This is a genomic window from Roseicyclus persicicus, assembly GCF_012395815.1.
Classification (GTDB): domain Bacteria; phylum Pseudomonadota; class Alphaproteobacteria; order Rhodobacterales; family Rhodobacteraceae; genus Roseicyclus; species Roseicyclus persicicus.
Genome location: NZ_JAAZQQ010000002.1, coordinates 750,701 through 773,846, shown reverse-complemented (window position 1 = coordinate 773,846; position 23,146 = coordinate 750,701). Strand labels below are relative to the sequence as shown.

Below are 23,146 nucleotides of genomic sequence, written 5' to 3'. Positions count from 1 at the left end.
GCTCAGAGGTCGAGGAACACGGTCTCGCCCGCGCCCTGCAGGCGGATGTCGAAGCGGAACCGGCCCTCGCCCGTCTTCTTCGCGATCAGCGTCTCGACGCGCGGGCGCTGTTCGATCCGGGCGAGCAGCGGGTCGGCGGAATTGTCCTCGTCCTCGAAGTAGATCCGCGTCTGCAGCCCGATGTTGATGCCGCGCGCCACGATCCAGAGCGAGATGTGCGGCGCCATCCGCCGCCCGTCTGGCAGCGCGACCGCGCCGGGCCGCACGGTGCGCAGCGTGAACTCGCCCGTGTCCTTGTCGGCGGCGAAGCGGCAAAAGCCCGACACATGCGGGTCGGCGCCGGGCGTGCCGGGATAGCGGCCCTGGGCGTCGGCCTGCCAGCTTTCCAGCATCGCGTCGCGCATCGCCCAGCCCATGCCGTCATGGACCGCGCCGGTGATGGTGACGATCTCGCCCTGCGCCCCCTCCGCTATGGGTGACAGGCCAAGGTCCTCGGGGTAGACACCGGCCAACCCCGCGAAGCTGGGGATGCAGCCGATATGGACGTAGGGCCCCGCCGTCTGGCTGGCGGTTTCCACAAGCAGGTCAATCGGTTGCACCATGGCTCACATCCCTTGCGGCTTGTTCTCGAACATCGTCTGCCGGCGGCCGCGCAGGACGATGTCGAACTTGTAGGCGAGGTAGTCCATCGGGCGGGAATTCTGCAGGTCGAGCGGCGCCACCAGCCGGTCGAGCTGGGACCGGTCCCTGACCGTCGCGGCGATGGGGCAGCGGGCGATCAGCGGGTCGCCCTCGAAATACATCTGGGTGATCAGGCGCTGGCCGAAGGCGTGGCCGAATACGGAAAAATGGATGTGCATCGGCCGCCAGTCATTGGCCCGGTTAGGCCAGGGGTAGGCGCCGGGGCGGATGGTGAGGAACTCGTAGCGGCCCTCGCCATCCGTCAGCGTCCGCCCGCAGCCGCCGAAATTCGGGTCGAGCGGCGCGAAGTAGGTGTCCTTGACGTGCCGGTAGCGCCCGCCGGCATTGGCCTGCCAGATCTCGACCAGGGTGTGGGGCACCGGGCGGCCGGTCTCGTCCAGCACCCGGCCATGGACGCGGATGCGTTCGCCCACAGCCGGCGCCTGACCCTGGGTGAAGTTCAGGATCAGGTTGTTGTCGAGCGGCCCGATCAGGGAATGGCCGAAGCGGGGGCCGGTTTCCTCGGACGGGGTCGATTCCATCGACAGGAGCGGCCAGGTCGGCGCGCGGCTGACCGAGGTCTTGTAGTCGGGGTCGCTGGCGACGGGGTGGACCTCGCGCCGGCGGGGCATCAGGCGGCCGGTGCCGGTCATGCCGCGCCCTCCCCTTCGGCGAAGATGCGCTTGGCGATGCGGATCGCGCTGTTGGCCCGCGGCACGCCGGCGTAGATGGCGACGTGCTGGAACACCTCCATCACGTCGCGCTGCGTGGCGCCGGTGCGGGCGGTGGCGCGCAGGTGCAGCGCCAGCTCCTCCTCGTTGCCGAGGCCCGCGAGCAGCGCCAGCGTCAGCATCGAGCGTTCCCGCCGGGTCAGCGCCTCGGACGCCCAGACGGTGCCCCAGGCGGTTTCGGTGATCATCTGCTGAAACGGCGCGTCGAGGTCGGTCTTGGCGGCCTCGGCGCGGTCGACATGGGCGTCGCCCAGAACGGCGCGGCGCACCTCCATGCCCTTCGCGTGGCGGTCTGTCATCGCAACTCCTCCCCTTCTCCCCTTGTGGCACGGTCCGCCGCGCCGGGAAATGCCCGCCGTCAGAACGGCAGGCCGATGTAGTTCTCCGCGAGATCTCGGCGCGCGGTCTCGGACTGCGACAGGTGCAGGAGCGTCGCCTTGCGCATCTGCGCGGCAAAGCTGTCCTCGCCGTCGAAGCGGTGCAGCATCATGGTCATGGACCAGGAAAACCGCATCGCCTTCCAGATCCGGGCCAGCGCGCGGGCGGAATAGGCGTCGATCCCGGCGGTGTCGCCCCGGCGGATCGCGGCGATCAGCGCCTCGTGCAGGTAGTAGACGTCGGAGACGGCGAGGTTCAGGCCCTTGGCGCCCGTGGGCGGCACGATGTGGGCGGCGTCGCCGACGAGGAACAGACGGCCCCAGCGCAGCGGTTCGCAGACGAAGGAGCGGAGCGGCGCGATGGATTTCTCGACCGACGGGCCGGTGACGAGGGTGGCGGCCACCTCGGCGGGCAGGCAGGATTTCAGCTTGTCCCAGAAACGGTCGTCGGGCCAGTCCTCGACCCGCTCGGTCAGGGGCACCTGCACGTAGTAGCGGCTGAGCATCGGGTTGCGCATGGAGGCGAGCGCGAAGCCGTTGCGCGAATTGGCATAGATCAGTTCCGCGTGCGCGGGCGGGGTGCGGGACAAAAGGCCGAGCCAGCCGAAGGGGTAGACGCGCTCGAACTCCTGCCGCTTGTCGGCCGGGATCGTCTTGCGGCTGACCCCGTGGAAGCCGTCGCAGCCCGCGATGTAGGCGCAGTCGATGCGCCGCGGGGCGCCGTCCTGTGTGAAGGTGACGTAGGGCGCGTCGGTGTCGGCGTCGTGTATCGCCACGTCGGCCACCTCGTGCAGGATCGTGGCGCCCATGGCGTCCTGCGCAGCGTAGAGGTCGGCGGTCACCTCGGTCTGGCCGTAGACCATGACGCCGGTGCCGGTCAGGTCGCGGAAATCGACGCGGACCATCAGGTCGTCGTCGCTGAAGATGCAGCCGTCGTGCGGGATGCCCTCGCGGTCCATCCGGTCGCCCGCGCCCGCCTCGCGCAGCATCCGCACGGTGCCGGCCTCCAGCACGCCCGCCCGGATCCGAGACAGCACATGGGCGCGGCTTGCGCGTTCCAGCACCACCGTGGCGACGCCCGCCCGGTTCAGGAGCTGCGACAGCAAAAGGCCCGAGGGCCCGCCGCCGATGATCACGATGTCGGTCTTCAAGGCTCCGTCCTCCCCCGGGGCTTGTGTGCATCCTAGGCGCGGGCGGGCGCGGACCGAATGGACGGCACCGGCCGGCACTGGTAGGAATCGGACATGACCGAGGCCGCGCCCATCCCCGTCTTCACCCTGTTCGGGGAAACCGCGCCCTTTCCCGACATCCTGCACGTCGAACGCATCGCCGACCGCGCCCCGGCGCTGGGCTGGACCATCGCGCCGCACCGGCACGGGCAGCTGGCGCAGCTGTTGCTGATCGAGACCGGCGCGGCGGCGGCCATGCTGGACGGCGCGGCGCTCGACCTTGGGGCTGGCGCCTTTCTCTACGTGCCGCCGGGAGTGGTGCATGGCTACGGGTTTCGCCCCGGCAGCACGGGGCATGTGGTGACGCTGACCCGGGCGGTGCTGGCCTCGGCCGCGCCCGGGGCGCCGGGACTGGCCGCCGCGCTGGCCCGGCCACGCCACGGGGCGGCGGACGACAGGCTGGTGCAGCTGGTGCGGCTCCTGTCCGACAGCTTCGGCGACACGGGTAGATTTCGCGCACAGGCCGTGCTGGGGCTGGCGCAGGCGCTGCTGGCGCGGCTGGCCGAGACGGCCGAGGGCGGCGGCCCCGGCGCGGCGGCCGACCCGCGGCTGGCGCGGCTCGACGCGCTGATCGCGGCGCAGATGGCCGAGGGCTGGCAGGCGGCGGATTACGCCGCCGCCCTGTCGGTCTCGACCGGGCACCTGAGCCGGCTCTGCCGGGCCGCCCGCGGCGTCGGGGCCAAGGCCTACATCGAGCAGGCGGTGATGGAGGAGGCCTGCCGCCTGCTTGCCTTCACCACCCTGCCCGCCGCCGGGATCGGCTACCGGCTGGGCTTCGACGACCCGTCGCATTTCTCCAAGCGGTTCCGCGCCGCGCGGGGCCTGTCACCGACCGAGTACCGCCGCACGCTCGAGGGCCGCGGCGCGCCGGCACGGCCGGAAGAAAATCCGCCGCCGCCCCCGTGACGCCGCCCGGCTTTTGCGCCATCGTCGCCGCCGCGCCCGCGCGGCAGAGTCGCCCGCGCCCGACAGACGGACCCCGCCCATGACCGACACGCCCCACCCCGCCCGCGTCTACCAGGGCCCCATCGGCGGCCTGCCGCCGCAGACCCAGGTGATGACCGACCGCGCCGTGTTCACCGAGGCCTACGCGGTGATCCCCAAGGGCGTGATGCGCGACATCGTCACCAGCTACTTCCCCTTCTGGCGCGACACCCGCGCCTGGATCCTCGCCCGGCCTTTGACCGGCTTTGCCGAGACCTTCTCGCAATACATCCTCGAGATCGCCCCCGGCGGCGGCTCGGACGCGCCGGAACCCGACGCCGGGGCGCAGGGCGTGCTGTTCGTGACCGCGGGGGCGGTCGTGGTGACGCTGGACGGCGCCGACCACGCGCTGGAGCCCGGCGGCTACGCCTACCTGCCCGCGGGCAGCGGCTGGACGATCCGCAACGCCGGGGACGCACCCGCGACGCTGCACTGGGTGCGCAAACGCTACCGGGCGGTGCCGGGGCTGGACGCGCCCGAGGCGTTCTTCACCAACGAGACCCGCGTCGCCCCCGTGGCGATGCCGGGCACGGACGGGCGCTGGGCCACCACGCGCTTCGTCGACCCGTCCGACCTGCGCCACGACATGCACGTCAACATCGTGACCTTCGAGCCGGGCGCCTGCATCCCCTTTGCCGAGACCCACGTGATGGAACACGGGCTCTACGTGCTCGAGGGCAAGGCCGTCTACCGGCTCAACAAGGACTGGGTCGAGGTCGAGGCCGGGGATTTCATGTGGCTGCGCGCCTTCTGCCCGCAGGCCTGCTACGCCGGCGGGCCGTGGCGGTTCCGCTACCTGCTCTACAAGGACGTGAACCGCCACGCCGAGCTGCCCGGCGGCTTCGGCTGACGCGCGCTCCGATCACACCGGGCCGGGCGAGGCCCGCACCATACCACCAGAGGGGACATTGATGACACTCGACGCCACCACCATCGAGACGCTCAAGGGCGTCTCGACCGCCACGCTGACCACGATCCTGCTCAAGAAGGGCCTGCGCAACGTCTGGATCCGCGGCGCCATGCCGATCCGCGAGGGCCAGCCGCGGCTGGTCGGCCGCGCCTTCACCCTGCGCTTCGTGCCCGCGCGCGAGGATCTGGCCACGCCCGCCAGCTGGGGTTCGCCGATCTCGACCCGGGCCGCGATCGAGGCGATGCCCGAGGGCTGCATCGCAGTGGCCGACGCCATGGGCATCACAGACGCCGGCATCTTCGGCGACATCCTGTGCAACCGCATGGTGCAGCGGAAGGTCGCGGCCCTGATCACCGACGGGGTGGTGCGGGACGCGGCGGGCGTGCTCGGCACCGGCCTGCCGGTCTGGTCGCGCGGCATCGCGGCGCCGCCGTCGGTCGCGGGCCTGACCTTCGTCGGCTGGCAGGAGCCCATCGCCTGCGGCGGCGTGGCCGTCTTCCCCGACGACGTGATCGTGGTCGATGACGACGGCGCGGTGCTGATCCCGGCGGCCTTCCTCGACGAGGTGCTGGCCGAGGCCCCCGAGCAGGAGCGGATGGAGGCCTGGATCATGACCGAGGTCGACCGCGGCGTGGAACTGCCCGGCCTCTACCCGATGAACGCCGAGACCAAGGCCCGCTACGAGGCGTGGAAGGCGTCGCAGGGGTTGTGAGCCACGGCGCGCCGATCCTGCGGGGGATCCACCACGCGGCGATCATCTGTTCCGACTATGCGCGGTCCCGCGCCTTCTACACGGAGGTGCTGGGGCTGCGCGTGATCGCGGAAAACCACCGCGCCGAGCGGGACAGCTGGAAGCTCGACCTCGGCCTGCCGGACGGCGGGCAGGTCGAGCTGTTCTCCTTCCCCGATCCGCCGCCGCGCCCCACCACGCCCGAGGCGCAGGGTCTGCGGCACCTCGCCTTCACGGTGGCCGACGTGGCCGCGACCAAGGCGTGGCTGGAGGCGCAGGGCGTGGCGGTGGAGCCGGTCCGCATCGACCCCCACACCGGGCGCGCCTTCACCTTCTTCCGCGACCCCGACGGCTTGCCGCTGGAGCTCTACGAGGCCGGCTAGCCCCCCTTGCGCCCGGCCGCGTGGCGGTATCCTCTGGGCCCGACCGACACCGGAGGCCCCCCGATGACCCCACGCTTCGCCGCCCGCATGGACCGGGTCCAGCCCAACGCCATCGGCGAGTTGCTGGCGCTGGGGGCCGACCCCGGGATCATCTCCTTCGGTGGCGGCTACCCCGACCCCACCCTGTTCCCCGCCGCGGCGCTGGAGGCGGTGTTCTCCGAGGTGATCCGCGCGCCGGGCGGCCTGTCGATGCAATACGCACCCTCGGACGGGCTGCCGCGGCTGAAGGAACAGGTCGCCGCCCTGATGACCGCGGACGGCACGCCCTGCGGGGCCGACGACGTGCTGATCCTGCAGGGCAGCCAGCAGGGCCTCGATTTCGCGGCCAAGATGATGGTCGACCCGGGCGACGTGATCGTGACCGAGGATCCCACCTTCCTCGGCGCGCGCATCGCCTTCGACCCCTGCGAACCGGCCTATGCCGCGATCCCGATGGATGCCGAGGGGATGCGCATGGACGTGCTGGCCGAGGTGCTGGCCCGCACGCCCCGGGCCAAGATGATCTACACGGTGCCCGAGTTCCAGAACCCGACCGGCGTGACCCTGTCGCTCGCCCGCCGCAAGCGGCTGATCGAGATGGCCAACGCCCACGACCTCGTGGTGCTGGAGGACACGCCCTACCGCCAGATCCGCTTCGAGGGCGACCATCTGCCCACGCTGAAGTCGCTCGACACGCAGGGCCGCGTGATCCACCTCGGCTCCTTCTCCAAGGTGCTGGTGCCGGGGCTGCGGGTGGGCTGGGCGGTGGCGTCCCCGGCGCTCCTGCACAAGATGAAACTCCTGAAGCTGGCCGCCGACACCCAGACCTCGACCCTGAACATGGCCGCCGCCAGCCTGTTCCTCGACCGCCACGACCTGTCCGCCCACATCGACCTGCTGCGCGCCGCCTACCGCCGCAAGAAGGACGTGATGCTGGACGCCATCCGCCGGCATTTCCCGCAGGATGTGGCCGTGACCGACCCCGAGGGCGGGCTGTTCACATGGGCCAGTTTCCCCGAAGGCTTCGACGCCACCGCCTTCATGCGCGACGTGGCCCTGCCGAAGGCGCGGGTCGCCTACGTGCCGGGCGGCAGCTTCTTCCCGGTGACCGAGCGGCCGAACCACGCCCGCTTCAACTATTCCGCCCAGTCCGAGGCGCGGATCGAGGCGGGTATCGCCGCCCTCGGCGCCGCGCTGAAGGCGCAGATGTAAGGCCCGCCCATGTCCGTGACGCTCCACCCCGCCCCCGCCCCCCTGCCCGACGCCGCCCTTGCGCCCTGGCGCGAGGTGCCCGTGGCGCTCGCTGTCGACTGCGCCCCGGGCGCGCGGCAGATCGACCCCGCGATCCGGCCCCTGCGCCCGGCGGGGCAGCAGCCGCGGCTGTTTGGCCGCGCGGTCACGGTGCAGGTCAGCCCGCCCGATTTCGGCGCGATGCTATACGCGCTCGACGTGGCGGGGCCGGGCGACGTGCTGGTGGTGGACGCCGGCGGCGACGCCGTCACCGCGATGATCGGCGAGATCCTGTCGGGCCACCTGCGCCGGAGGGGCGTGGCGGGGATCGTGCTTGATGGTGCCGTGCGCGACGTGGGCACGCTGGCCGGATGGGAGGATTTCGCCGTCTTCGCCCGCCACGTCACACCGCGCGGGCCCACGGGCGCGGCGGGCGGCACGCTGAACGCAAAGGTGACGGTCGGCGGCGTGACCGTGGCGCCGGGCGACCTGATCCTTGGCGACGACGACGGCCTCGTCTGCCTGCCGCCCGCGACGGTCCGGGACGGGCTCGGGCCGGTGCAGGCGAAGGCCGGGAAGGAGACGGAGTGGGAGCGCCGCCTCGCCGCCGGGGAAAGCGCGGCGGCGGTCTTCGGCCTCGCCCCGCCCGCCCGCGGTTGACCCGCCCGCCCCGCCGCGCCAAGCCTTGAGCCCGACCCCGCAGGGAGGCCCGCCGATGAAGCTCGAGTTCCACCACATCAACTACGTCGCCGAGGACGTGGAGCGGCTGCACCGCTTCTACACCGAGGTGCTGGGCCTCGACGACATCCCCATCGCCAGCTTTCCCCGGCCCGAGGTCAAGGACGGCAAGGGCTTCGGCGGCACGATCCGCTTCGCCACCGACGGCAGGATGCAGATGCACCTGGCCGAGAAGGACCTGACCGTCGCCTTCCGCAACGGCGCGGTCATCAACCCGGTGGAGCGCGGCCACATCGCGTTCCGCACCGACGACATCGACGGCTTCAAGGCGATGCTGGACGCGCGCGGTATCCCCTATTCGGACTACGGCACGGCCTTCGCCAAGGAATGGCACCAGGTGTTCTTCCACGACCCCGAGGGGAACGTGATCGAGGTCCACCAGCAGGTGGCGTGACCTACGCGAAGGGCGGCGTGACCCCCAGCCGGGCCGCCCCAGCGGCCAGTTCGGCCGCCACGTCGCGCGGCAGGATCAGCCCCCCGGCGCGGGCGGCGGCGTCGGCGCGGGCCTCCATCTCGCCGGGGTAGAAGATCTCGGCCACGCCCGGCGCACGGGGGGCGGATTTCAGGGTGGCGATGAGCGCCTCCATGTCGGCCTCGAATTCCGCCAGCGGGCGCAGCCGCGCGATGTCGATGGCCATGGCGAAATGCCCCGCGCCCGACCGGCCCTCGGGCTTGTAGGGGCCGACCACGTCGGGGGCGAAGGCGCTGCCCGACAACAGGCCCGACAGCACCTCCATCGCCACCGTGATCGCATAGCCCTTGTGCCCGGCCATCGGCAGGATCGTCCCCGCGATGCCCGCCGCGGGGTCGGTCGTGATCCGGCCGTCGGCGTCCATCGCCCAGCCCTCGGGGATCGCCTCGCCGCGGGCCTGCGCGACGTAGAGCTTGCCGCGGGCCACGGCCGTGTTGGCCATGTCGACCATCATCGGCGCGTGCCGCCCCGCCGGCGCGGCCCAGGAAAACGGGTTGTTCCCGATCCGCTTTTCCCGCCCGCCCCAGGGCGCCATGGCGGGCGAGGCGTTGGTCGACAGGAACCCGATGCAGCCCGCCTCGGCCGCCATGCGGGTGAAATACATCGCGGTCCCGAAATGACCCGAGTTGCGCACGGCGACCGCGCCGATCCCGTGCCGTTTCGCGGCGCGGATCGCCTGCTCCATCGCGGCCCGCGTCACCACCTGCCCCACGCCGTCCTGCCCGTCGATCAGGCTGAGCGCGCCCGGTTCGGCCTCGGTCACGGGCGCGGCGGTGCCGGACATGGCGCCCGTCTCCAGCCGCTTGCCGTACCAGAACAGCCGCATCACCCCGTGCGACGGGTGCCCCCAGAGATCCGCCTGCACCAGCGTGTCGGCCAGCAGCGCCGCGGGATCGGGCGCAAGGCCCAGCGCGGCATAGCAGTCCGCCGCGAAGGCCCTCAAAGCGCCTGCGTCCACCCGGACGCCCGCGGCGGTCATTCCGGCACCGGCGCGATGCGCAGCACCTCGCCCGTCTCGACCAGCGTGCGCGTCGCCTCGGCCGAGGCGTAGGTCCAGAAGATGCGCAGGGGCGTGTCGGGGGACGGGTTGGAAAAGCGGTGCCTCAGCCCCGCCGCCACCCAGACCACGTCGGAGGGGCCGGCGCGGCGGGTCTCGCCCTCGATCTCGACCAGCGCCTCGCCCGCCACGATCAGCACGCTTTCCTCGCAATTGTGCAGGTGGAGGGGGATGCCGCCGCCGGGCGGGATGTCGGTGAAGCCGTTCAACAGCGCCGCCGCGCCGGTGTCGGGCGTGATCATCTGCACGGTCGAGGCCCCGCCGCCGCGCGCGATGCGGGGGCGATCGGCCTCGCGCCGGATCGCGCTACCGGGGGTCGAGGACATGGGTCTGCACCTCCTTGTCCTGCACCAGCGCCGCGGACCGGTCGCGGAACACGGCGTAATGGGGCGTGGCCAGATGCGAGTCGAAGGCCGCGCGGTCATCGTAAAGCTCGTAGAGGAAGAAGCGGCCGGGCGCGCCTTCGGTCTCGCAGACGTCGAAGCGGCGGCAGCCGGGTTCGTCCGCGACCGACCGCGCGGCGTTCTCGGCCAGCACGGCGCGCAACTCCGCGGCGCGGCCCGCGACGGCGGTGAGCGATACTGTGACGACATACATGCGCGCCCCTCCTCCTTGTCCCCGGCACAGGAGTAGGCGCGGCTCCCGCGCCTGTCCATGCCCCGTGCCGGCGACCGGAACTCTTCTACAAGAAACCTCCGGCCGCCGACGCCCGTCAGCCCCGCGGCGCGTCGTCGGCGCGGTAGACGGCGATCAGCTCGTCCACCGTGGTCTCGGCGGTGAAGCCCAGCGCGCGGGCCGCGGCGGGGTCGAAGGCGCGGGGCCAGTTGTCGATGATCGCCGCGATGGCGGGGTCCGGCGCATGGTCGATCAGCGCCACGGCCTGCGGCCCCGCCGCCCGCTCCAGCGCCGCGATCTGGTCGCCGACGCTGCAGGCGACGCCCGGCATGGTCAGCGTCCGGCGCGGGCCCACCGCCACGCCATCCAGCCCCGCGGCGTGGATCAGGAACCCCACCGCGGCGCGCGGGCTGGCCAGCCAGTGCCGCGTCGTCTCGGGCACGGGCAGCGTGCTGCGCTGCCCCGCCAGCGGCTCGCGCAGGATGCCGGAAAAGAACCCCGAGGCCGCCGCGTTGGGCCGGCCCGGCCGGATCACGATGGTCGGCAGGCGCAGGCCGATGCCGTCCATGAAGCCGCGCCGGGTGTAGTCGTCGATCAGCAGCTCGGCGATGGCCTTCTGCACCCCGTAGCTGGTGCGCGGTGCGCGGATGTGATCGTCGGGGATCACGTCCGGCAGCGGCGCGCCGTAGACGGCCAGCGACGAGGTGAACACCAGCCGGGGGCGGTAGCCGTCGGCCAGATGCGCGTGGCGGATCGCCTCGAACAGCGCGCGGGTGGCGTCGAGGTTGACGCGGTAGCCCTTCTCGAAATCGGCCTCGGCCTCGCCCGACACCACCGCGGCGAGGTGAAAGATCACGTCGGGCCGCCGGGCGACCAGCGCCGCGGCGACGCCATCGTCGGACAGGTCGGCGGCCTGCGACTGCGCCAGCGCCCCGGCCCCCGCGGGCACCGGCGGCGCGGCGATGTCGACGAGGTCGAGGCGGGTCAGCGCCCGGCCCGCCAGCGCGCCGTCGCCCGCGATCCGCGCGGCCAGCTTCGCGCCGATCATGCCGCCGGCGCCGATGATCAGGACATGCATGGCGGTTCCCCTCCCCCGTTCGACCCTGCGCCCCGGTGTAGCGCAAACCGTTGCGGCGGAAAGCCATTTTCGCGCCCCCCCTCGACGCGCGCCGGCCCCTGTCACAGTATCCGCCCGCCCGCATCCCCCGAAAGGCCCGCCATGACCGCCCCGATCCCCTTCTTCGACGGCCACAACGATGTCCTCCTGCGGCTGATGACCTCCGCCGCCCCGCGCGACGAGGTCTGGCTGGGCGACACCGGGGCCGGGCACCTCGACCTGCGCCGGATGCAGGCGGCGGGCTTCGCGGGCGGGCTGTTCGCCATCTTCGTGCCGTCCCGGCCGGCGGGGCCGCCCACCGATTTCCGCAAGCTGATGGCCGAGCCGCCCTACGCCCTGCCCCTGCCCGATCTGATGGACCACGCGGCCGCCCAGCCCGTGGCGATGGCCATGGCGGGCCTGATGCACTGGATGGAACGCGCCGCGCCCGACGCCTTCCGTGTCTGCCGGACCCCTGCCGAGATCCGCGCCGCGATGGCCGCGGGCGCCATCGCGGGGGTGATGCACATGGAGGGCGCCGAGGCGATCGGCCCCGACCTCGACGCCCTTTACCTGTTCCACGAGATGGGGCTGCGGTCGCTCGGCCCGGTCTGGAGCCGACCCACGATCTTCGGCCACGGGGTGCCGATGGCGTTTCCCGGCACGCCCGACACCGGGCCGGGCCTGACCGACCGGGGCCGCGACCTTGTCCGGCTCTGCGACGAGCTGGGCATCCTGATCGACCTGTCGCACCTGAACGAGAAGGGGTTCGACGATGTCGCCGCCGTGTCGTCCGCGCCGCTGGTCGCCACCCATTCCAACGCCCACGCGATCTGCCCCTCGACCCGCAACCTGACCGACCGGCAGCTGCACATGATCCGCGAGCGCGGCGGCATGGTGGGGCTGAACTTCGCCACCTTCTTCCTTGCCCCGGATGGCCGCTCGGGTCCCGGCCTCGGCTGGGAGGTGATGCTGCGCCACCTCGACCACCTGATCGAACAGGCGGGCGAGGACCATGTCGGCCTCGGCTCCGACTTCGACGGCTGCGTGGTGCCCGACTGCATCGGCGACGTGACCGGCGTGCCCGCCCTGTTCGACGCGATGGCGCGGCACGGCTACGACGCCGCGCTGATCGCGAAACTCGCCCGCGGCAACTGGCTCGCCTGCCTCGACCGCTGCCTGCGCTGAGGCGATCCCCCGTTGTGTCCCGCCCGCCGCCGGCGCACCCTGCGGCCATGCCCCTGCAGGAGCCCGCCATGCCCGACGCCCCCGGCACCGACACGCTGAAATCGACCGACGCCCTGCCCCGCGTGGTGCGCGCGTGCGGCGCCTACCTGTGGGATGCCGCCGGCAAGCAATACATCGACGGGTCGGGCGGCCCGGCCGTCTACTGCCTCGGGCACGCCCACCCCGAGGTGAACCGCGCGATCTGCGACCAGCTCGAGGCCATCGCGCATGGCTACCGCTACAACTTCACCACCGACGCGCTGGAGGAGCTGACGGCCATCATCCGCGCGCGGGTGGGCGGCACGCTGTCCGAGATGGTCTACGTCACCGGCGGGTCCGAGGCGGTGGAAAGCTGCCTCAAGATCGCGCTGCAGTACCAGACGGCCATCGGGCAGAAATCCCGCCGCGTCTTCATCAGCCGCGAGCGGTCCTGGCACGGCAACACGCTGGGCGCGCTGGGGCTGTCGGGCTTTGCCGAGCGGACGGCGGCCTACGAGGGGGCCTTCATCCCCTCGGTCAAGATCCCGCCCGCCAACGCCTACCGCCCCCTGCCCGGCGCCACGGCCGAGACCGCGGGCGCCGCGGCGGCGGCGGAGCTTGAGGCGGCGATCCTGCGGGTCGGCCCGGAGAAGGTCGCGGCCTTCGTGTTCGAGCCGGTGGTCGGCGCGGCCGGTGGCTGCGTCCCCGCGCCGCCGGGTTACGCCAAGGCCGTGCGCGAGATCTGCACCCGCCACGGCGTGCTGGTGATCGCCGACGAGGTGATGTGCGGCGCCGGGCGCTGCGGCACCTGGCGGGCGCTGGAACATGACGGGGTGGAGCCCGACATCATGGCCGTCGCCAAGGGGCTGGCGGGCGGCTACCAGCCGCTGGGCGCCGCGATCTGCACCACCGCCGTGTGGGAGGCGATCCGCGCCGCCGACGGGGCCTTCGGCACGGGCCACACCTTCACCGGCCACACCGCGGCCTGCGCGGCGGGTGTCGCGGTGCAGCGGATCGTGGAACGCGAGGGGCTGGTGGACCGCGTCGCCGCCAACGGGCCGCGCCTGATGGGCTGGCTGGCCGAGGCGCTGGCGGGGGTCGAGGCCATCGGCGACATCCGCGGGCGGGGGCATTTCATCGCGCTGGAGCTGGTGGCCGACCGCGCGACCAAGGCCCCCTTCGACCGCGACCGGCGGCTGTTCATGAAGATCCGCGCGCAGGCGATGGCGAACGGGCTGATCTGCTATCCCGTGGGCGGCAACGTCGACGGGCATTCGGGCGACATCGTCATCTTCGCGCCGCCCTACAACGCCACCGACGACGAGCTGGCCGAGATCGTGGACAAGGGCGCGACCTCGGTCCGGCAGGTGCTGGCGGCCGAGGGGCTGGCCTGATGGGCAAGATCATCATCTCCTGCGCCATCACCGGGTCGATCCACACGCCCTCGATGTCGCCGCACCTGCCCGTCACCGCCGACCAGATCGCCACGCAGGCGATCGACGCAGCGCAGGCCGGGGCCGCCATCCTGCACCTGCACGCCCGCGACCCCGCCGATGGCCGCCCCTCGGCCGACCCGGCGCACTGGATGGGGTTCCTGCCGCGCATCAAGGCGGGCTGCGACGCCATCGTCAACATGACGACGGGGGGCAGCGCGGTGATGACGCTCGACCAGCGCCTCGCCGCGCCGCTGATGGCGGAACCCGAGCTCTGCTCGCTCAACATGGGGACGATGAACTTCGCCCTCTACCCGATGCTGGGCAAGCGCACCGACTGGCTGCACGACTGGGAGGAGCCGTTCCTGCGCAACTCGGACGACCTGGTGTTCAAGAACACGCCGCGCGACATCGCGGGCGTGCTGACCCGTATGGGCGCCGAGCGCGGCGCGCGGTTCGAGTTCGAATGCTACGATGTCGGCCACCTCCACATGCTCAGGCATTTCGAGGACCGCGGGATGATCCGCGCGCCGATCTTCCTCCAGTTCGTGATGGGGGTGCTGGGCGGCATCGCGGCCGAGCCCGAACACCTGACCCACCTGAAGGAGACCGCCGACCGGCTGTTCGGCGACCGCTACCTGTTTTCCGTGCTGGCCGCGGGGCGGCGGCAGATGGCCATGGCCGCAATGGCGGCGGGCATGGGCGGGCATGTGCGCGTGGGGCTGGAGGACAACCTCTACATCGCGCAAGGGCAGCTTGCGACGTCGAACGCGGAACAGGTCGCCAAGATCCGCCGCATCGTCGAGGAGCTGGGCCGCACCGTCGCCACCCCCGACGAGGCGCGCGCGATGCTGGGCACCAAGGGCGCGAACAAGGTGGCGTTCTGATGGTCACCTTGCTGGACGACCCGGCCCCCGAGGCCGTGGCGCAGGCGCTGCGCGCACTGGCCCGCGACGTGGGCGACCCCTACCGGATGGACGACGCGGTGCTGGCCCGCGCGCTTGGGCGTGGCACGGCGGCGGTGCTGGCCGAGGCGGGCGGCGCGCCGGTGGGCGTGGCGGTCTACGTGGTGTTCCCCTCGACCACGCGGGGGCGGATGGGGGCCTTCGTCACCGACCTTTGGGTGGCCGAGGGGCAGCGGGGCACGGGGCTGGGCCGGCGCCTGCTGACCCGCGTGCGCGACCGGGTGGCGGCGGAGTGGGGCGCGACGTTCCTGCGGCTGAACTACTTCGCCGACAACCCCGGCGCGGTGGCCTTCTACACCCGGCTCGGATTCCGGCCGATGCCGGGCGAGACCTGGGTGACGCTGGAGGGCGCGGCGCTGGACGCGCTGGTCTGAGGGCTATAGCACCACGCCCGGGTCGGCGCCCAGCTCCAGCCCCGGAAAGACCGCCCGCTGCACCAGCCCGGTGTCGAGCCCGAACAGCCCCGCCATCGCCCAGCCGGCATAGGCGCGCAGGTCGCGCGTGGGCCTGAGGTCGCGGCGGTCGTAGAGGTCGGCCTCCTCCAGCCCCGGCCAGTCGGCGTGGACGCGCCCGCCCCGCACCGCGCCGCCCGCCAGCAGGAGCGCGCCGCCGGTGCCGTGGTCCGTCCCGCCCGAGCCGTTCAACCGCGCGGTGCGCCCGAACTCCGTCATCGCCAGCACCGCCGTCCGCCCCCAGACCGGCCCGAGCCCGTCGCGCAGGGTCAGGATCGTGTCGGCCAGCCGCGCCAGCAGCCCCGGCATCCGCCGCGCCTGGTGGCTGTGGGTGTCCCAGCCGCTGAGCGAGAAGCTGGCGATGCGGGTGTCGCCGCGGAGCCGGGCGGCGGCAAACTCGGCCAGCGCGCGGTCGGGCGACCCACCGCCCCCGCCCGGCGCGACCGAGCGGGCCAGCGCCACCGCCTCGGCGGCGGCGTCGTGGAACAGCGGGTCCGAGCGGTAGGCCAGCGCCAGCAGCTGCTCGGCCGACTCTCCCAGCGCCAGGCGCGTCTGCGGCGACCAGTTGGCCACCGGCGCGGCGCCGGTCAGGATGCGCAGGTTCTCGCGCCCGATGGCAAAGCCCGTCTCGGCCTCGGCGCCCGGCGTCGCCTGCAGCAGCCGGTTCAGCCAGCCGTCGCGCAGCCCGCCGTCGCCCGGCGCGGCGCTGCCGCCGGCCTCGAGGATGTCCTGCCCGTCGAAATGGCTGCGCCCGTCGCGGTAGGGGGTCGACACCGCGTGGGCGAAGGCCAGCTCGCCCGCCTGCCACAGCGGCAGCAGCGGCGACAGCCCGTCATGCAGCGCGAACCGGCCGTCGAGCGGCGTCGCCGTCCCGCCCGGGTCGGGGCGCAGGGCGGCGAAGCCCGGATCGCCCACCGGCCGCAGCACGTCGAGCCCGTCCATCGCGCCGCGCAGGACGATCACCACCAGCCGCGCGTCCCAGGGCGCCGAGGCCAGCGTGATCCGCGTCATCAGCGGAAAGGCCGCGGCCGAGCACCCCAGCGCCCCCAGCAGCTGCCGCCGCGTCGTCGCCGCGTGGTCCATCGCGCTACCTCCTGTTGAACTCGGCCGAGGCCAGCACCAGCGCCACCGCCTCGCGCCGGGTCTCGGCCGCGCCGACGGCAAAGCGCAGGTCGGGCCCCGCCAGCCCCGGCAGCATCGCGTCGAGAAAGCCGCGCGGGTCGCCGAGCCGGTCGACCAGCCGCCCCGCCAGCGCCGTCGCCCAGCCGATCCGCGCCGCCAGCCCCTGCGGCGTGATCCAGTCGCCCGGCGCTTCGGGCCAGCCATCGGGCCCGCGCGGCCGCTGGAAGGGCTGGCCCATGTGGGTCAGCGGCACGTCGAGGAGGCGGCGGACCTCGCCGGGTTCCAGCGCCGCGACCTCGGCCGCCGTGACCCCGCCCGCGACCAGCGCCGAGGCGACGAATTCCAACGGCGGCTTGACCTTGGCCAGCGTCGGCGCCAGCGCCAGCGGATGGGTCACCAGCGCCCCGGTGACCGCCATCAGGTCGCCGCCCTGCGCCGCGTAGACCGCCGCCAGATCCTCGACCAGCGCCGCGGGCGGGTCGTCGGCCACGAAATGCACCGCCAGCTTGCGCGCGAGGTGCCGGGCGGTGGCGGGATGCGCCGCGAGATCCCCGAGAAAGGCGTCGATGTCCTCGATCCGCGCCGGCCCGTCGCCGCCGTAGCGCCGCCCGAGGACGGTCTCGGCCCCCGGCTCGGCGGCGGCGGGGCGGAACACGAAGGCGCGGTCGCGGTCGATCATGAGCCCGGTCAGCAGCTCGGCCGCTGCGCGCACGTCGGCCTGGGCATAGCCGCCGCCGACCCCCAGCGTGTGCAGCTCCAGCAGCTCGCGGGCGAGGTTCTCGTTCAGGCCGCGCCCGCCGCGTGCCGCCGCCGCCGATCCCGGCCCGTAGGACAGGTGCTGGTCGAGGTAGACCAGCATCACCGGGTGCCGGATCACCGCCCTCAGCATGTCGGCGAAGCGCCCCGTGACATGCGGGCGGATCGCCTCGTCGACAAAGGCCGGCACCGCGGCGCGGCCGGTCGGGCCGGCGGCGGCGACGGTGAAATGGTCGGCCCAGAACCACACCAGCCGCTCGCGCAGGGGGGCGTCGGTGTCGAGAACCCGCGCCAGCACCGCCCGCAGCCCCGCGCGGCCGGCCGCGACCAGCGCCGCGTTGGCCGCGTCGCGCCGGGCCTCGGCGCCCGCCTGCCCCTCGCGCAGCGCGGCGTTTGCGGCCTGAAGCTCGGCGCGCAGGGCCGCGGTTTCGGCGTAAGGTGCCACCGGGTGGCGTCGGGCGGCACGGTCGGGGCGGCCCAGCGCTGCCAGCATCGCCGCCGCGGTCAGCGCCGGCCGCCCGGGCCCGAACCCGTGACCGAAGCGGATCTGGGCGATTTGCGATCCGTCCAAGCGCTGCTCCGTCCCAAGGGGCCCGGCCCCATCACCGTCGGACCGTCCGGCGAAGCATAACACCCCGCGGCCCCCCGGGGCTATGGCGCGGAGGCCGCGGGCCGGGGCGTCGGCGGGGGGCCGCCACGGGCTAGCGCGGCAGCACGAGGTCCACCCGCAGCCCCCCCAGATCGGCGCTTTCGCCCAGCGACAGGCTGCCGCCGTGGCGCTGCGCGATGTCGCGCGCGATGGCGAGGCCGAGACCCACCCCCGAGCCCTTGTCCTGGTTGCGCGCCGCGTCGAGGCGGGCGAAGGGCTTCAGCGCCTCCTCGCGGCGGTCGGCGGGGATGCCCGGCCCGTCGTCCTCGACCGTGAAGCGGATCGCCCGGTCCGGCAGCGCCACCGTCAGCCGCGCGGTCGTGCCGTAGCGCAGCGCGTTGGACAGCAGGTTCATCACGCAGCGCCGCACCGCCTGCGGGCGCAACAGCAGCGTGGTGCCGGGATCGGGGGCGGCCAGCGTCACCCGCCCGCCGCCCCGCGCGGCGTCGGCGACAAGCCCGCGCGCCAGCGCGACCGGGTCGGTGGGCACCGGGTCGTCCAGCGCCTCGCCCCGGGCGAAGTCGAGAAAGGTCTCGAGCAGCGCCTCCATCTCGGCCACGTCCCGCGACAGCGCCGCGACCTCGGGGTCCTGGTCCAGCATGCTGAGGCCCAGCTTCATCCGGGTGAGCGGCGTGCGCAGGTCGTGGCTGACCCCCGACAGCATAAGGGTGCGCTGTTCCAGCATCCCCTCGATCCGCCCGCGCATGTCGAGGAAGGCGCGCCCTGCGCTGCGCACCTCGGTCGCGCCCGAGGGGTTGTAGGGCACCACCCGCCCCTTGCCGAAGGCGTCCGCCGCCTCGGCCAGCCGCTTGATCGGCTTGAGCTGGTTGCGCAGGAACAGGTAGGCGACCCAGGTCATGAACAGGCCGGTGAAGATCATCAGCACCAGCAGCTGGTGCGGGTTCGACGCCGACATCCGCTGCCGCGTCACCGACAGGGCGACGGGGCCCGCGCGCCCCTCCAGCACCACGACGGGCCGGCGCCAGTCGGTCGACAGGTCCACCGCGACCAGCTGCGGGAGATTGCGGCGCAGCACCCGGATCGCCTCGATCCCGGTCAGGTCGTAGACCGCGCGGCGGTCGGCGGTCAGCCCCGCGGGCGGCGGCCCGATCCCGATCTGCAGCGCCGCGGCCACCGCGGCCGCCGCCTCCGGCCCGCCGCGGTCGATCTCGTCCAGCACCAGCGCCAGGTCGAGCGCCAGCGCGGCGCTCATCTGGCCCGCGACCTCCTGGAAATAGCGTTGCAGGATCTGCGCCGAGACGACAATCTGCAGGGTGACGATCGGCACGAGCAGGATCAGCGCGGCCCGGCCATACAGGCCCCGCGGCATCATCCGTTTGAGCCAGGCGAATTCCATGGGGCCAGTTAACCGGGCGGGCGCGGGGATGGAAAGCGAAAGCGCGGCCGTGCGGCTGGAACCGGGGCTGAGGCGGATCACCGCGCCGAACCCCTCGCCGATGACCTTCCGCGGGACGAACACCTACCTGGTCGGCGAGGGCGAGGTGGCGGTGATCGACCCCGGCCCCGCCGACCAGCGGCACCTGTCCGCGATCCTCGGGGCGCTGGCGCCCGGCGAACGGGTCGGCGCGATCCTCGTGACCCATTCCCACCGCGACCACGCCCCCCTCGCCCGGCCGCTGGCCGATGCGACGGGCGCCCCCGTGCTGGCCGCCGGCCCGTCGGACTGGGGCCGGTCCCCGGTGATGGCGCGGCTGGCCGCGGCGGGCGGGATCGGCGGCGGCGAGGGGGTCGACGACGGCTTCGCCCCCGACCGGCAGATCGCCGAGGGCGACCGCGTGGCGGGCGGCTGGGGCGAGATCGCGGTGCTGGAAACGCCGGGCCACATGGCCAACCACCTCAGCTTCGCGTGGGAGGGGGCGCTGTTCACCGGCGACCTGATCATGGGCTGGTCGACCTCGCTGGTGTCGCCGCCCGACGGCGACATGGGCGCGTTCCTCGCCTCCTGCCGCCGGCTGGCGGGGCGCGCCGACCGCGTCTACCACCCGGGCCATGGCGACCCGGTGACGGACCCCCAGGCGCGCGCGGCCGAACTGGTCGCCCACCGCGAGGCGCGCGAGGCCCAGATCCTCGCCGCCCTCGCCATCGGCCCGCCCGCCACCGCCGCCGAGCTCGCCGCGCGCATCTACACCGAGGTCGCCCCCGCCCTCCTGCCAGCCGCCGCCCGCAACGTTCTGGCGCATCTCGTTGATCTTGCGAGCAGAAATCGGGCCGCGCCCGACGGCGCGATCACCGCCGGCACCCGGTTCTCGCGGGCCTGAGCGCGGCGGGCAACTTTTTGCCCCGACCCTCTGGACGCTCGGAATCGCAGTTGCTATACGCACCGCCAGTTCCGGCGTAGCTCAGCGGTAGAGCAGTTGACTGTTAATCAATTGGTCGTAGGTTCGATCCCTACCGCCGGAGCCAATCCTTCCCGCACAATCCGCTGATCCCGCGCGGCCGTCATGGCCGGGCACGGTCATGGCTTCGCACCCGCCTGCGCATCCCTGATCCCCGGCGATTCTGCCCGATCCGTTGCAAGACCGCCGCGCGCTGGCTCTTGCTGCAGCGCAGAGCGCCCAAGATGCGGGCAGATGATGAATCCCGCATCGAAAGTAGGCCCGCCGCCTTCCCCCGCGGCCAGACCGACCCCATTCTCGACTTGTCAGCCACCGGGTCGCTTCTCCTCCCTTCCTTACCGGCCCGACTGTCTGACGCGAAAACCCTTCTGGCGGCCCGCCTCCTCGTCTCTCTTCCACACTGGTCGGGTCGCCAGCTTTTTTCGGAGTAGAAGCTGGCAGGGGCACGCCGCCCCGGGTCATTGCTCCCTTCCCCCGGCGCCCCCGCGCCCAGTGAAGGAGGCCATGATGGCGCAGCCCTACGGCTACGACGAACTCAACCGCGAATCCCGCATCGGCGGCATGGGCACCGAGGGCACCCACGCGGTGGCCCTGATCGACCTGTCCGACTTCGACGCCCGCAAGCCCGAGATCGCCGACCAGCTGTGGCAGGCGGCGACCACGCTGGGGCTGTTCCAGCTGACCGGCCACGGCATCCCGATGGCGCAGATCGAGGAGGCCTTCGCGCTGTCCGAGGCGTTCTTCGCCCAGCCGATGGAAGCCAAGGCCGGGATGCCGCTGCGCCCCGGCACCAATGCCGGCTGGGAGTTCAAGGCGCAGGTCCGCCCCTCGACCGGCACGCCGGACCAGAAGGAAAGCTACCAGATCACGCGGCCCCGCATGGACGGGCTCTGGCCCGACGAGGCGGCCATTCCCGGCTTCAAGGAAAAGATGCTGGCCTTCGAGGCGGCGAACTGGGCCGTGGCGATGAAGGTGCTGTCCTGCTTCGCCCTCAAGCTCGGCTTCGACGCGGACCTGTTCACCCGCGCCCATGATCCGGCCTCGCCGGAATACCAGTCGACGCTGCGGCTGATCCACTACCTGCCGATGACGGATGCCAAGCCCGAGGATTTCACCGGCTGGCGGGCGGGCGCGCACACCGATTTCGACTGTCTGACGCTCCTGCACCAGAAGACGGGACAGGGCGGGTTGCAGGTCTGCCCCGGCCACGCCGCCGAGGAGGGCGCCTGGACCAGCGTGGAACCCGTCGCCGGGATCATCACCTGCAACATCGGCGACATGCTGATGCGGTGGTCCGACGACAGGCTCCTGTCGAACCCGCACCGGGTGCGGATGCCCCGGCCCGACGAATACCTCGGGCCGCGCTACTCGATCCCCTTCTTCGCGCAGGCGAACAAGGACTTCGTGCTGCAGGGCCCCGACCGGAAATACCCCGCGATCACGGCGGGCGACTACATCCTCGAACGGATCCGCGCGAACTACGATGCGCTGAAGGCACGGGGGTAGACCGGGGGCCGGGCCTGCCATTTTCCCGCCACATTCGGCGCGCAGCCTTTCGGGATCGAGCACAATGAGAGGGAGTATCCCCCATGCCGGCCCCCGCCCCCAAGCCCAAGCCGCCCAAGCCCGAGACGGACCGCCCGGTTCCCGTGGCCTTCAAGGACTGGGCCAGCATCTGATAGGCTCCGGGCCGGAGGTGCCCGGAGATGACAGAGCCCACGGACGGTGACCCGGTCACCGCGATCCGACACATCGGCCCCGCGCAGGGCGCCGAGCTGGCCCGCGCGGGCATCACCACCGCGACCCGGTTGCGGCAGGTCGGTGCCCATGACGCCTATCGCGCGATGATGGCGACGGGCACCCGGCCCCATTTCATCGGCTACTACGCGCTGCACATGGCGTTGCAGGGACGGCCCTGGAACGACTGCAAGGGGCCGGAAAAGGACGCGCTCCGGGTGCGGTTCGACGCCCTCAAGGCCGAGCTCGCCGGGGCGCCCACCGACAGCGTGCTGGAACGGATGCTGGACGAGATCGGCACCGGCCGCCGGCGCTGAGGCGGAAAGGCGCCTGTGGGGCCGGCACCCCCCGCGAATCCCGCTTGACGGACCCCGGTGCCGGGCCCCATGCACCGCGCAGCCCGCAGGACAGGCGGGCGCCGCACACAACGTCCTTTCGAGGCAGCAGAATGACCGCGCAGACCACCACCCCCCAGCCGGGCGCCGGGCCGCAGGGCCAGACCCAGCCGCAGGCCGGCACCCCCGCGCAAACGGGCCAGGGCCAGACCCAGCAGCAGGGCCAGCAGGCGCAGCAGCCGGGCGCCCCCCGCTTCACCGACTGGGCCAGCATCTGACCGCCGGCCACCACCGGCGCAGATGAGAAAGGGCCGCCCCCGACGGGGCGGCCCTTTTCGTTTTCCGGCGATGTAAGGCGTTCAGCCGACCAGCTCGATGCCCGCGAAGAAGTAGGCGATCTCTTCCGCAGCGGTTTCCGGCGCGTCCGAGCCGTGGACCGAGTTCTCGCCCTTGGACAGCGCGAATTCCTTGCGGATGGTGCCCGCATCTGCGGCGGCCGGGTCGGTCGCGCCCATCACTTCGCGGTACTTGGCGATGGCGTTCTCGCCTTCCAGCACCTGCACCACGACCGGGGCGGAGGCCATGAACTCGCACAGCTCGCCGTAGAAGGGGCGCTCCTTGTGGACGGCGTAGAACTGGCCGGCCTGGGCGGGGGTCATGTGGATGCGCTTCTGCGCGACGATGCGCAGGCCCGCGGCCTCGATCTTGGCGTTGATCGCGCCGGTCAGGTTGCGGCGGGTGGCGTCGGGCTTGATGATCGAAAAGGTACGCTGGATGGCCATGAAAAGCTCCGTGGGTTGGATTTGGGCGGGCACCTAGCACGCGGCCCGGGGGAAGAAAACCCGCACGTTGACAGCACCGC

Annotated in this window: 27 protein-coding genes and 1 tRNA gene; 16 read left to right on the top strand and 12 right to left on the bottom strand. The window is 72.8% G+C overall.

What is annotated here, in order from left to right; translation table 11 throughout:
• Window positions 1-2 precede the first annotated feature (2 nt).
• From pcaG to pobA, 4 genes are read right to left on the bottom strand one after another with little or no spacing between them, the layout of a single operon-like run.
• The gene (gene pcaG / locus HCU73_RS09240; RefSeq protein ID WP_168623117.1) at window positions 3-602 is read right to left on the bottom strand and encodes a protocatechuate 3,4-dioxygenase subunit alpha; all 600 of its coding nucleotides are present in this window, start codon (window positions 600-602) and stop codon (window positions 3-5) included.
• A 3-nt stretch (window positions 603-605) separates the two neighbouring features.
• Entirely contained in the window at window positions 606-1,334 is a 729-nt protein-coding gene (pcaH, locus tag HCU73_RS09235; protein WP_168623116.1) for a protocatechuate 3,4-dioxygenase subunit beta, read from the bottom strand.
• A complete protein-coding gene (gene pcaC / locus HCU73_RS09230; protein WP_168623115.1) occupies window positions 1,331-1,711 on the bottom strand; it encodes a 4-carboxymuconolactone decarboxylase in 381 nt (126 codons plus the stop codon). Before pcaC ends, pcaH begins: the two co-directional genes overlap by 4 nt.
• 59 nt (window positions 1,712-1,770) lie before the next feature.
• Entirely contained in the window at window positions 1,771-2,940 is a 1,170-nt protein-coding gene (pobA, locus tag HCU73_RS09225) for a 4-hydroxybenzoate 3-monooxygenase (protein ID WP_168623114.1), read from the bottom strand.
• A gap of 93 nt (window positions 2,941-3,033) precedes the next feature.
• Between pobA and HCU73_RS09220 the strand changes: the two genes are divergently transcribed.
• The 7 genes from HCU73_RS09220 (at window position 3,034) to HCU73_RS09190 (ending at window position 8,426) form a co-directional block, all read left to right on the top strand.
• Window positions 3,034-3,924 (top strand): helix-turn-helix domain-containing protein, encoded by an 891-nt coding sequence (locus tag HCU73_RS09220; protein WP_168623113.1) that lies wholly within the window; start codon window positions 3,034-3,036, stop codon window positions 3,922-3,924.
• Window positions 3,925-4,003: 79 nt separating this feature from the next.
• Window positions 4,004-4,852, top strand: a complete 849-nt coding sequence (locus HCU73_RS09215) for a bifunctional allantoicase/(S)-ureidoglycine aminohydrolase (protein WP_168623112.1) — start codon at window positions 4,004-4,006, stop codon at window positions 4,850-4,852.
• 61 nt (window positions 4,853-4,913) lie between these two features.
• A complete protein-coding gene (locus HCU73_RS09210; RefSeq protein ID WP_168623111.1) occupies window positions 4,914-5,624 on the top strand; it encodes a ribonuclease activity regulator RraA in 711 nt (236 codons plus the stop codon).
• Window positions 5,621-6,025, top strand: coding sequence for an SMU1112c/YaeR family gloxylase I-like metalloprotein (gene gloA2 / locus HCU73_RS09205; RefSeq protein ID WP_168623110.1), 405 nt, complete (start codon window positions 5,621-5,623; stop codon window positions 6,023-6,025). The genes HCU73_RS09210 and gloA2 overlap by 4 nt, the downstream gene beginning before the upstream one ends.
• 63 nt (window positions 6,026-6,088) lie before the next feature.
• The gene (locus HCU73_RS09200) at window positions 6,089-7,276 is read left to right on the top strand and encodes an aminotransferase-like domain-containing protein (RefSeq protein ID WP_168623109.1); all 1,188 of its coding nucleotides are present in this window, start codon (window positions 6,089-6,091) and stop codon (window positions 7,274-7,276) included.
• Between the two features lie 9 nt (window positions 7,277-7,285).
• Window positions 7,286-7,954, top strand: coding sequence for an RraA family protein (locus HCU73_RS09195; protein ID WP_168623108.1), 669 nt, complete (start codon window positions 7,286-7,288; stop codon window positions 7,952-7,954).
• A gap of 55 nt (window positions 7,955-8,009) precedes the next feature.
• The gene (locus HCU73_RS09190) at window positions 8,010-8,426 is read left to right on the top strand and encodes a VOC family protein (protein ID WP_168623107.1); all 417 of its coding nucleotides are present in this window, start codon (window positions 8,010-8,012) and stop codon (window positions 8,424-8,426) included.
• 1 nt (window position 8,427) lies between these two features.
• On the opposite strand, the gene HCU73_RS09185 is transcribed toward HCU73_RS09190, so the two are convergent.
• The 4 genes from HCU73_RS09185 to denD all read right to left on the bottom strand — a co-directional run bounded on the left by HCU73_RS09185 (window position 8,428) and on the right by denD (window position 11,254).
• Complete coding sequence (locus HCU73_RS09185) at window positions 8,428-9,483, bottom strand: Ldh family oxidoreductase (protein WP_168623106.1); 1,056 nt, start codon at window positions 9,481-9,483, stop codon at window positions 8,428-8,430.
• Window positions 9,480-9,887, bottom strand: a complete 408-nt coding sequence (locus HCU73_RS09180) for a cupin domain-containing protein (RefSeq protein WP_168623105.1) — start codon at window positions 9,885-9,887, stop codon at window positions 9,480-9,482. Before HCU73_RS09180 ends, HCU73_RS09185 begins: the two co-directional genes overlap by 4 nt.
• Window positions 9,868-10,158, bottom strand: coding sequence for a putative quinol monooxygenase (locus tag HCU73_RS09175; protein WP_168623104.1), 291 nt, complete (start codon window positions 10,156-10,158; stop codon window positions 9,868-9,870). Before HCU73_RS09175 ends, HCU73_RS09180 begins: the two co-directional genes overlap by 20 nt.
• Before the next feature lie 115 nt (window positions 10,159-10,273).
• Window positions 10,274-11,254, bottom strand: coding sequence for a D-erythronate dehydrogenase (denD, locus tag HCU73_RS09170; protein WP_168623103.1), 981 nt, complete (start codon window positions 11,252-11,254; stop codon window positions 10,274-10,276).
• Between the two features lie 141 nt (window positions 11,255-11,395).
• Between denD and HCU73_RS09165 the strand changes: the two genes are divergently transcribed.
• From HCU73_RS09165 to HCU73_RS09150, 4 genes are all read left to right on the top strand, one after another.
• The gene (locus HCU73_RS09165) at window positions 11,396-12,460 is read left to right on the top strand and encodes a dipeptidase (protein ID WP_168623102.1); all 1,065 of its coding nucleotides are present in this window, start codon (window positions 11,396-11,398) and stop codon (window positions 12,458-12,460) included.
• A 68-nt stretch (window positions 12,461-12,528) separates the two neighbouring features.
• Window positions 12,529-13,872 carry an aspartate aminotransferase family protein gene (locus tag HCU73_RS09160; protein WP_168623101.1) on the top strand — a complete coding sequence of 448 codons (1,344 nt, stop codon included), beginning with the start codon at window positions 12,529-12,531 and terminating at the stop codon, window positions 13,870-13,872.
• Window positions 13,872-14,798, top strand: a complete 927-nt coding sequence (gene kce, locus HCU73_RS09155) for a 3,5-dioxohexanoate:acetyl-CoA acetone transferase (RefSeq protein WP_168623100.1) — start codon at window positions 13,872-13,874, stop codon at window positions 14,796-14,798. The genes HCU73_RS09160 and kce overlap by 1 nt, the downstream gene beginning before the upstream one ends.
• Window positions 14,798-15,250 (top strand): GNAT family N-acetyltransferase, encoded by a 453-nt coding sequence (locus tag HCU73_RS09150; RefSeq protein WP_168623099.1) that lies wholly within the window; start codon window positions 14,798-14,800, stop codon window positions 15,248-15,250. The genes kce and HCU73_RS09150 overlap by 1 nt, the downstream gene beginning before the upstream one ends.
• A gap of 3 nt (window positions 15,251-15,253) precedes the next feature.
• On the opposite strand, the gene HCU73_RS09145 is transcribed toward HCU73_RS09150, so the two are convergent.
• The 3 genes from HCU73_RS09145 to HCU73_RS09135 form a co-directional block, all read right to left on the bottom strand.
• The gene (locus tag HCU73_RS09145) at window positions 15,254-16,411 is read right to left on the bottom strand and encodes a DUF1501 domain-containing protein (RefSeq protein ID WP_168623098.1); all 1,158 of its coding nucleotides are present in this window, start codon (window positions 16,409-16,411) and stop codon (window positions 15,254-15,256) included.
• Window positions 16,412-16,415: 4 nt separating this feature from the next.
• Window positions 16,416-17,777, bottom strand: coding sequence for a DUF1800 domain-containing protein (locus tag HCU73_RS09140; RefSeq protein WP_239025489.1), 1,362 nt, complete (start codon window positions 17,775-17,777; stop codon window positions 16,416-16,418).
• A 130-nt stretch (window positions 17,778-17,907) separates the two neighbouring features.
• Window positions 17,908-19,212: an ATP-binding protein gene (locus tag HCU73_RS09135; protein ID WP_168623097.1), complete on the bottom strand. Its 1,305-nt coding sequence runs from the start codon at window positions 19,210-19,212 to the stop codon at window positions 17,908-17,910.
• Here HCU73_RS09135 and HCU73_RS09130 point away from each other — a divergent pair.
• The 5 genes from HCU73_RS09130 (at window position 19,211) to HCU73_RS09110 (ending at window position 22,562) form a co-directional block, all read left to right on the top strand.
• On the top strand, window positions 19,211-20,134 hold the full coding sequence (locus HCU73_RS09130; RefSeq protein WP_239025488.1) for an MBL fold metallo-hydrolase: 924 nt from the start codon (window positions 19,211-19,213) through the stop codon (window positions 20,132-20,134). The genes HCU73_RS09135 and HCU73_RS09130 overlap by 2 nt on opposite strands.
• A gap of 70 nt (window positions 20,135-20,204) precedes the next feature.
• A tRNA-Asn gene (locus HCU73_RS09125) sits at window positions 20,205-20,279 on the top strand.
• A gap of 440 nt (window positions 20,280-20,719) precedes the next feature.
• The gene (locus HCU73_RS09120) at window positions 20,720-21,718 is read left to right on the top strand and encodes an isopenicillin N synthase family dioxygenase (protein WP_239025487.1); all 999 of its coding nucleotides are present in this window, start codon (window positions 20,720-20,722) and stop codon (window positions 21,716-21,718) included.
• Between the two features lie 200 nt (window positions 21,719-21,918).
• The gene (locus HCU73_RS09115) at window positions 21,919-22,266 is read left to right on the top strand and encodes a TfoX/Sxy family protein (RefSeq protein WP_168623094.1); all 348 of its coding nucleotides are present in this window, start codon (window positions 21,919-21,921) and stop codon (window positions 22,264-22,266) included.
• Window positions 22,267-22,397: 131 nt separating this feature from the next.
• Window positions 22,398-22,562 carry a hypothetical protein gene (locus HCU73_RS09110; RefSeq protein WP_168623093.1) on the top strand — a complete coding sequence of 55 codons (165 nt, stop codon included), beginning with the start codon at window positions 22,398-22,400 and terminating at the stop codon, window positions 22,560-22,562.
• An 81-nt stretch (window positions 22,563-22,643) separates the two neighbouring features.
• Here HCU73_RS09110 and ndk read toward each other — a convergent pair whose 3' ends face one another.
• A complete protein-coding gene (ndk, locus tag HCU73_RS09105; RefSeq protein ID WP_168623092.1) occupies window positions 22,644-23,066 on the bottom strand; it encodes a nucleoside-diphosphate kinase in 423 nt (140 codons plus the stop codon).
• Between the last annotated feature and the right edge of the window lie 80 nt (window positions 23,067-23,146).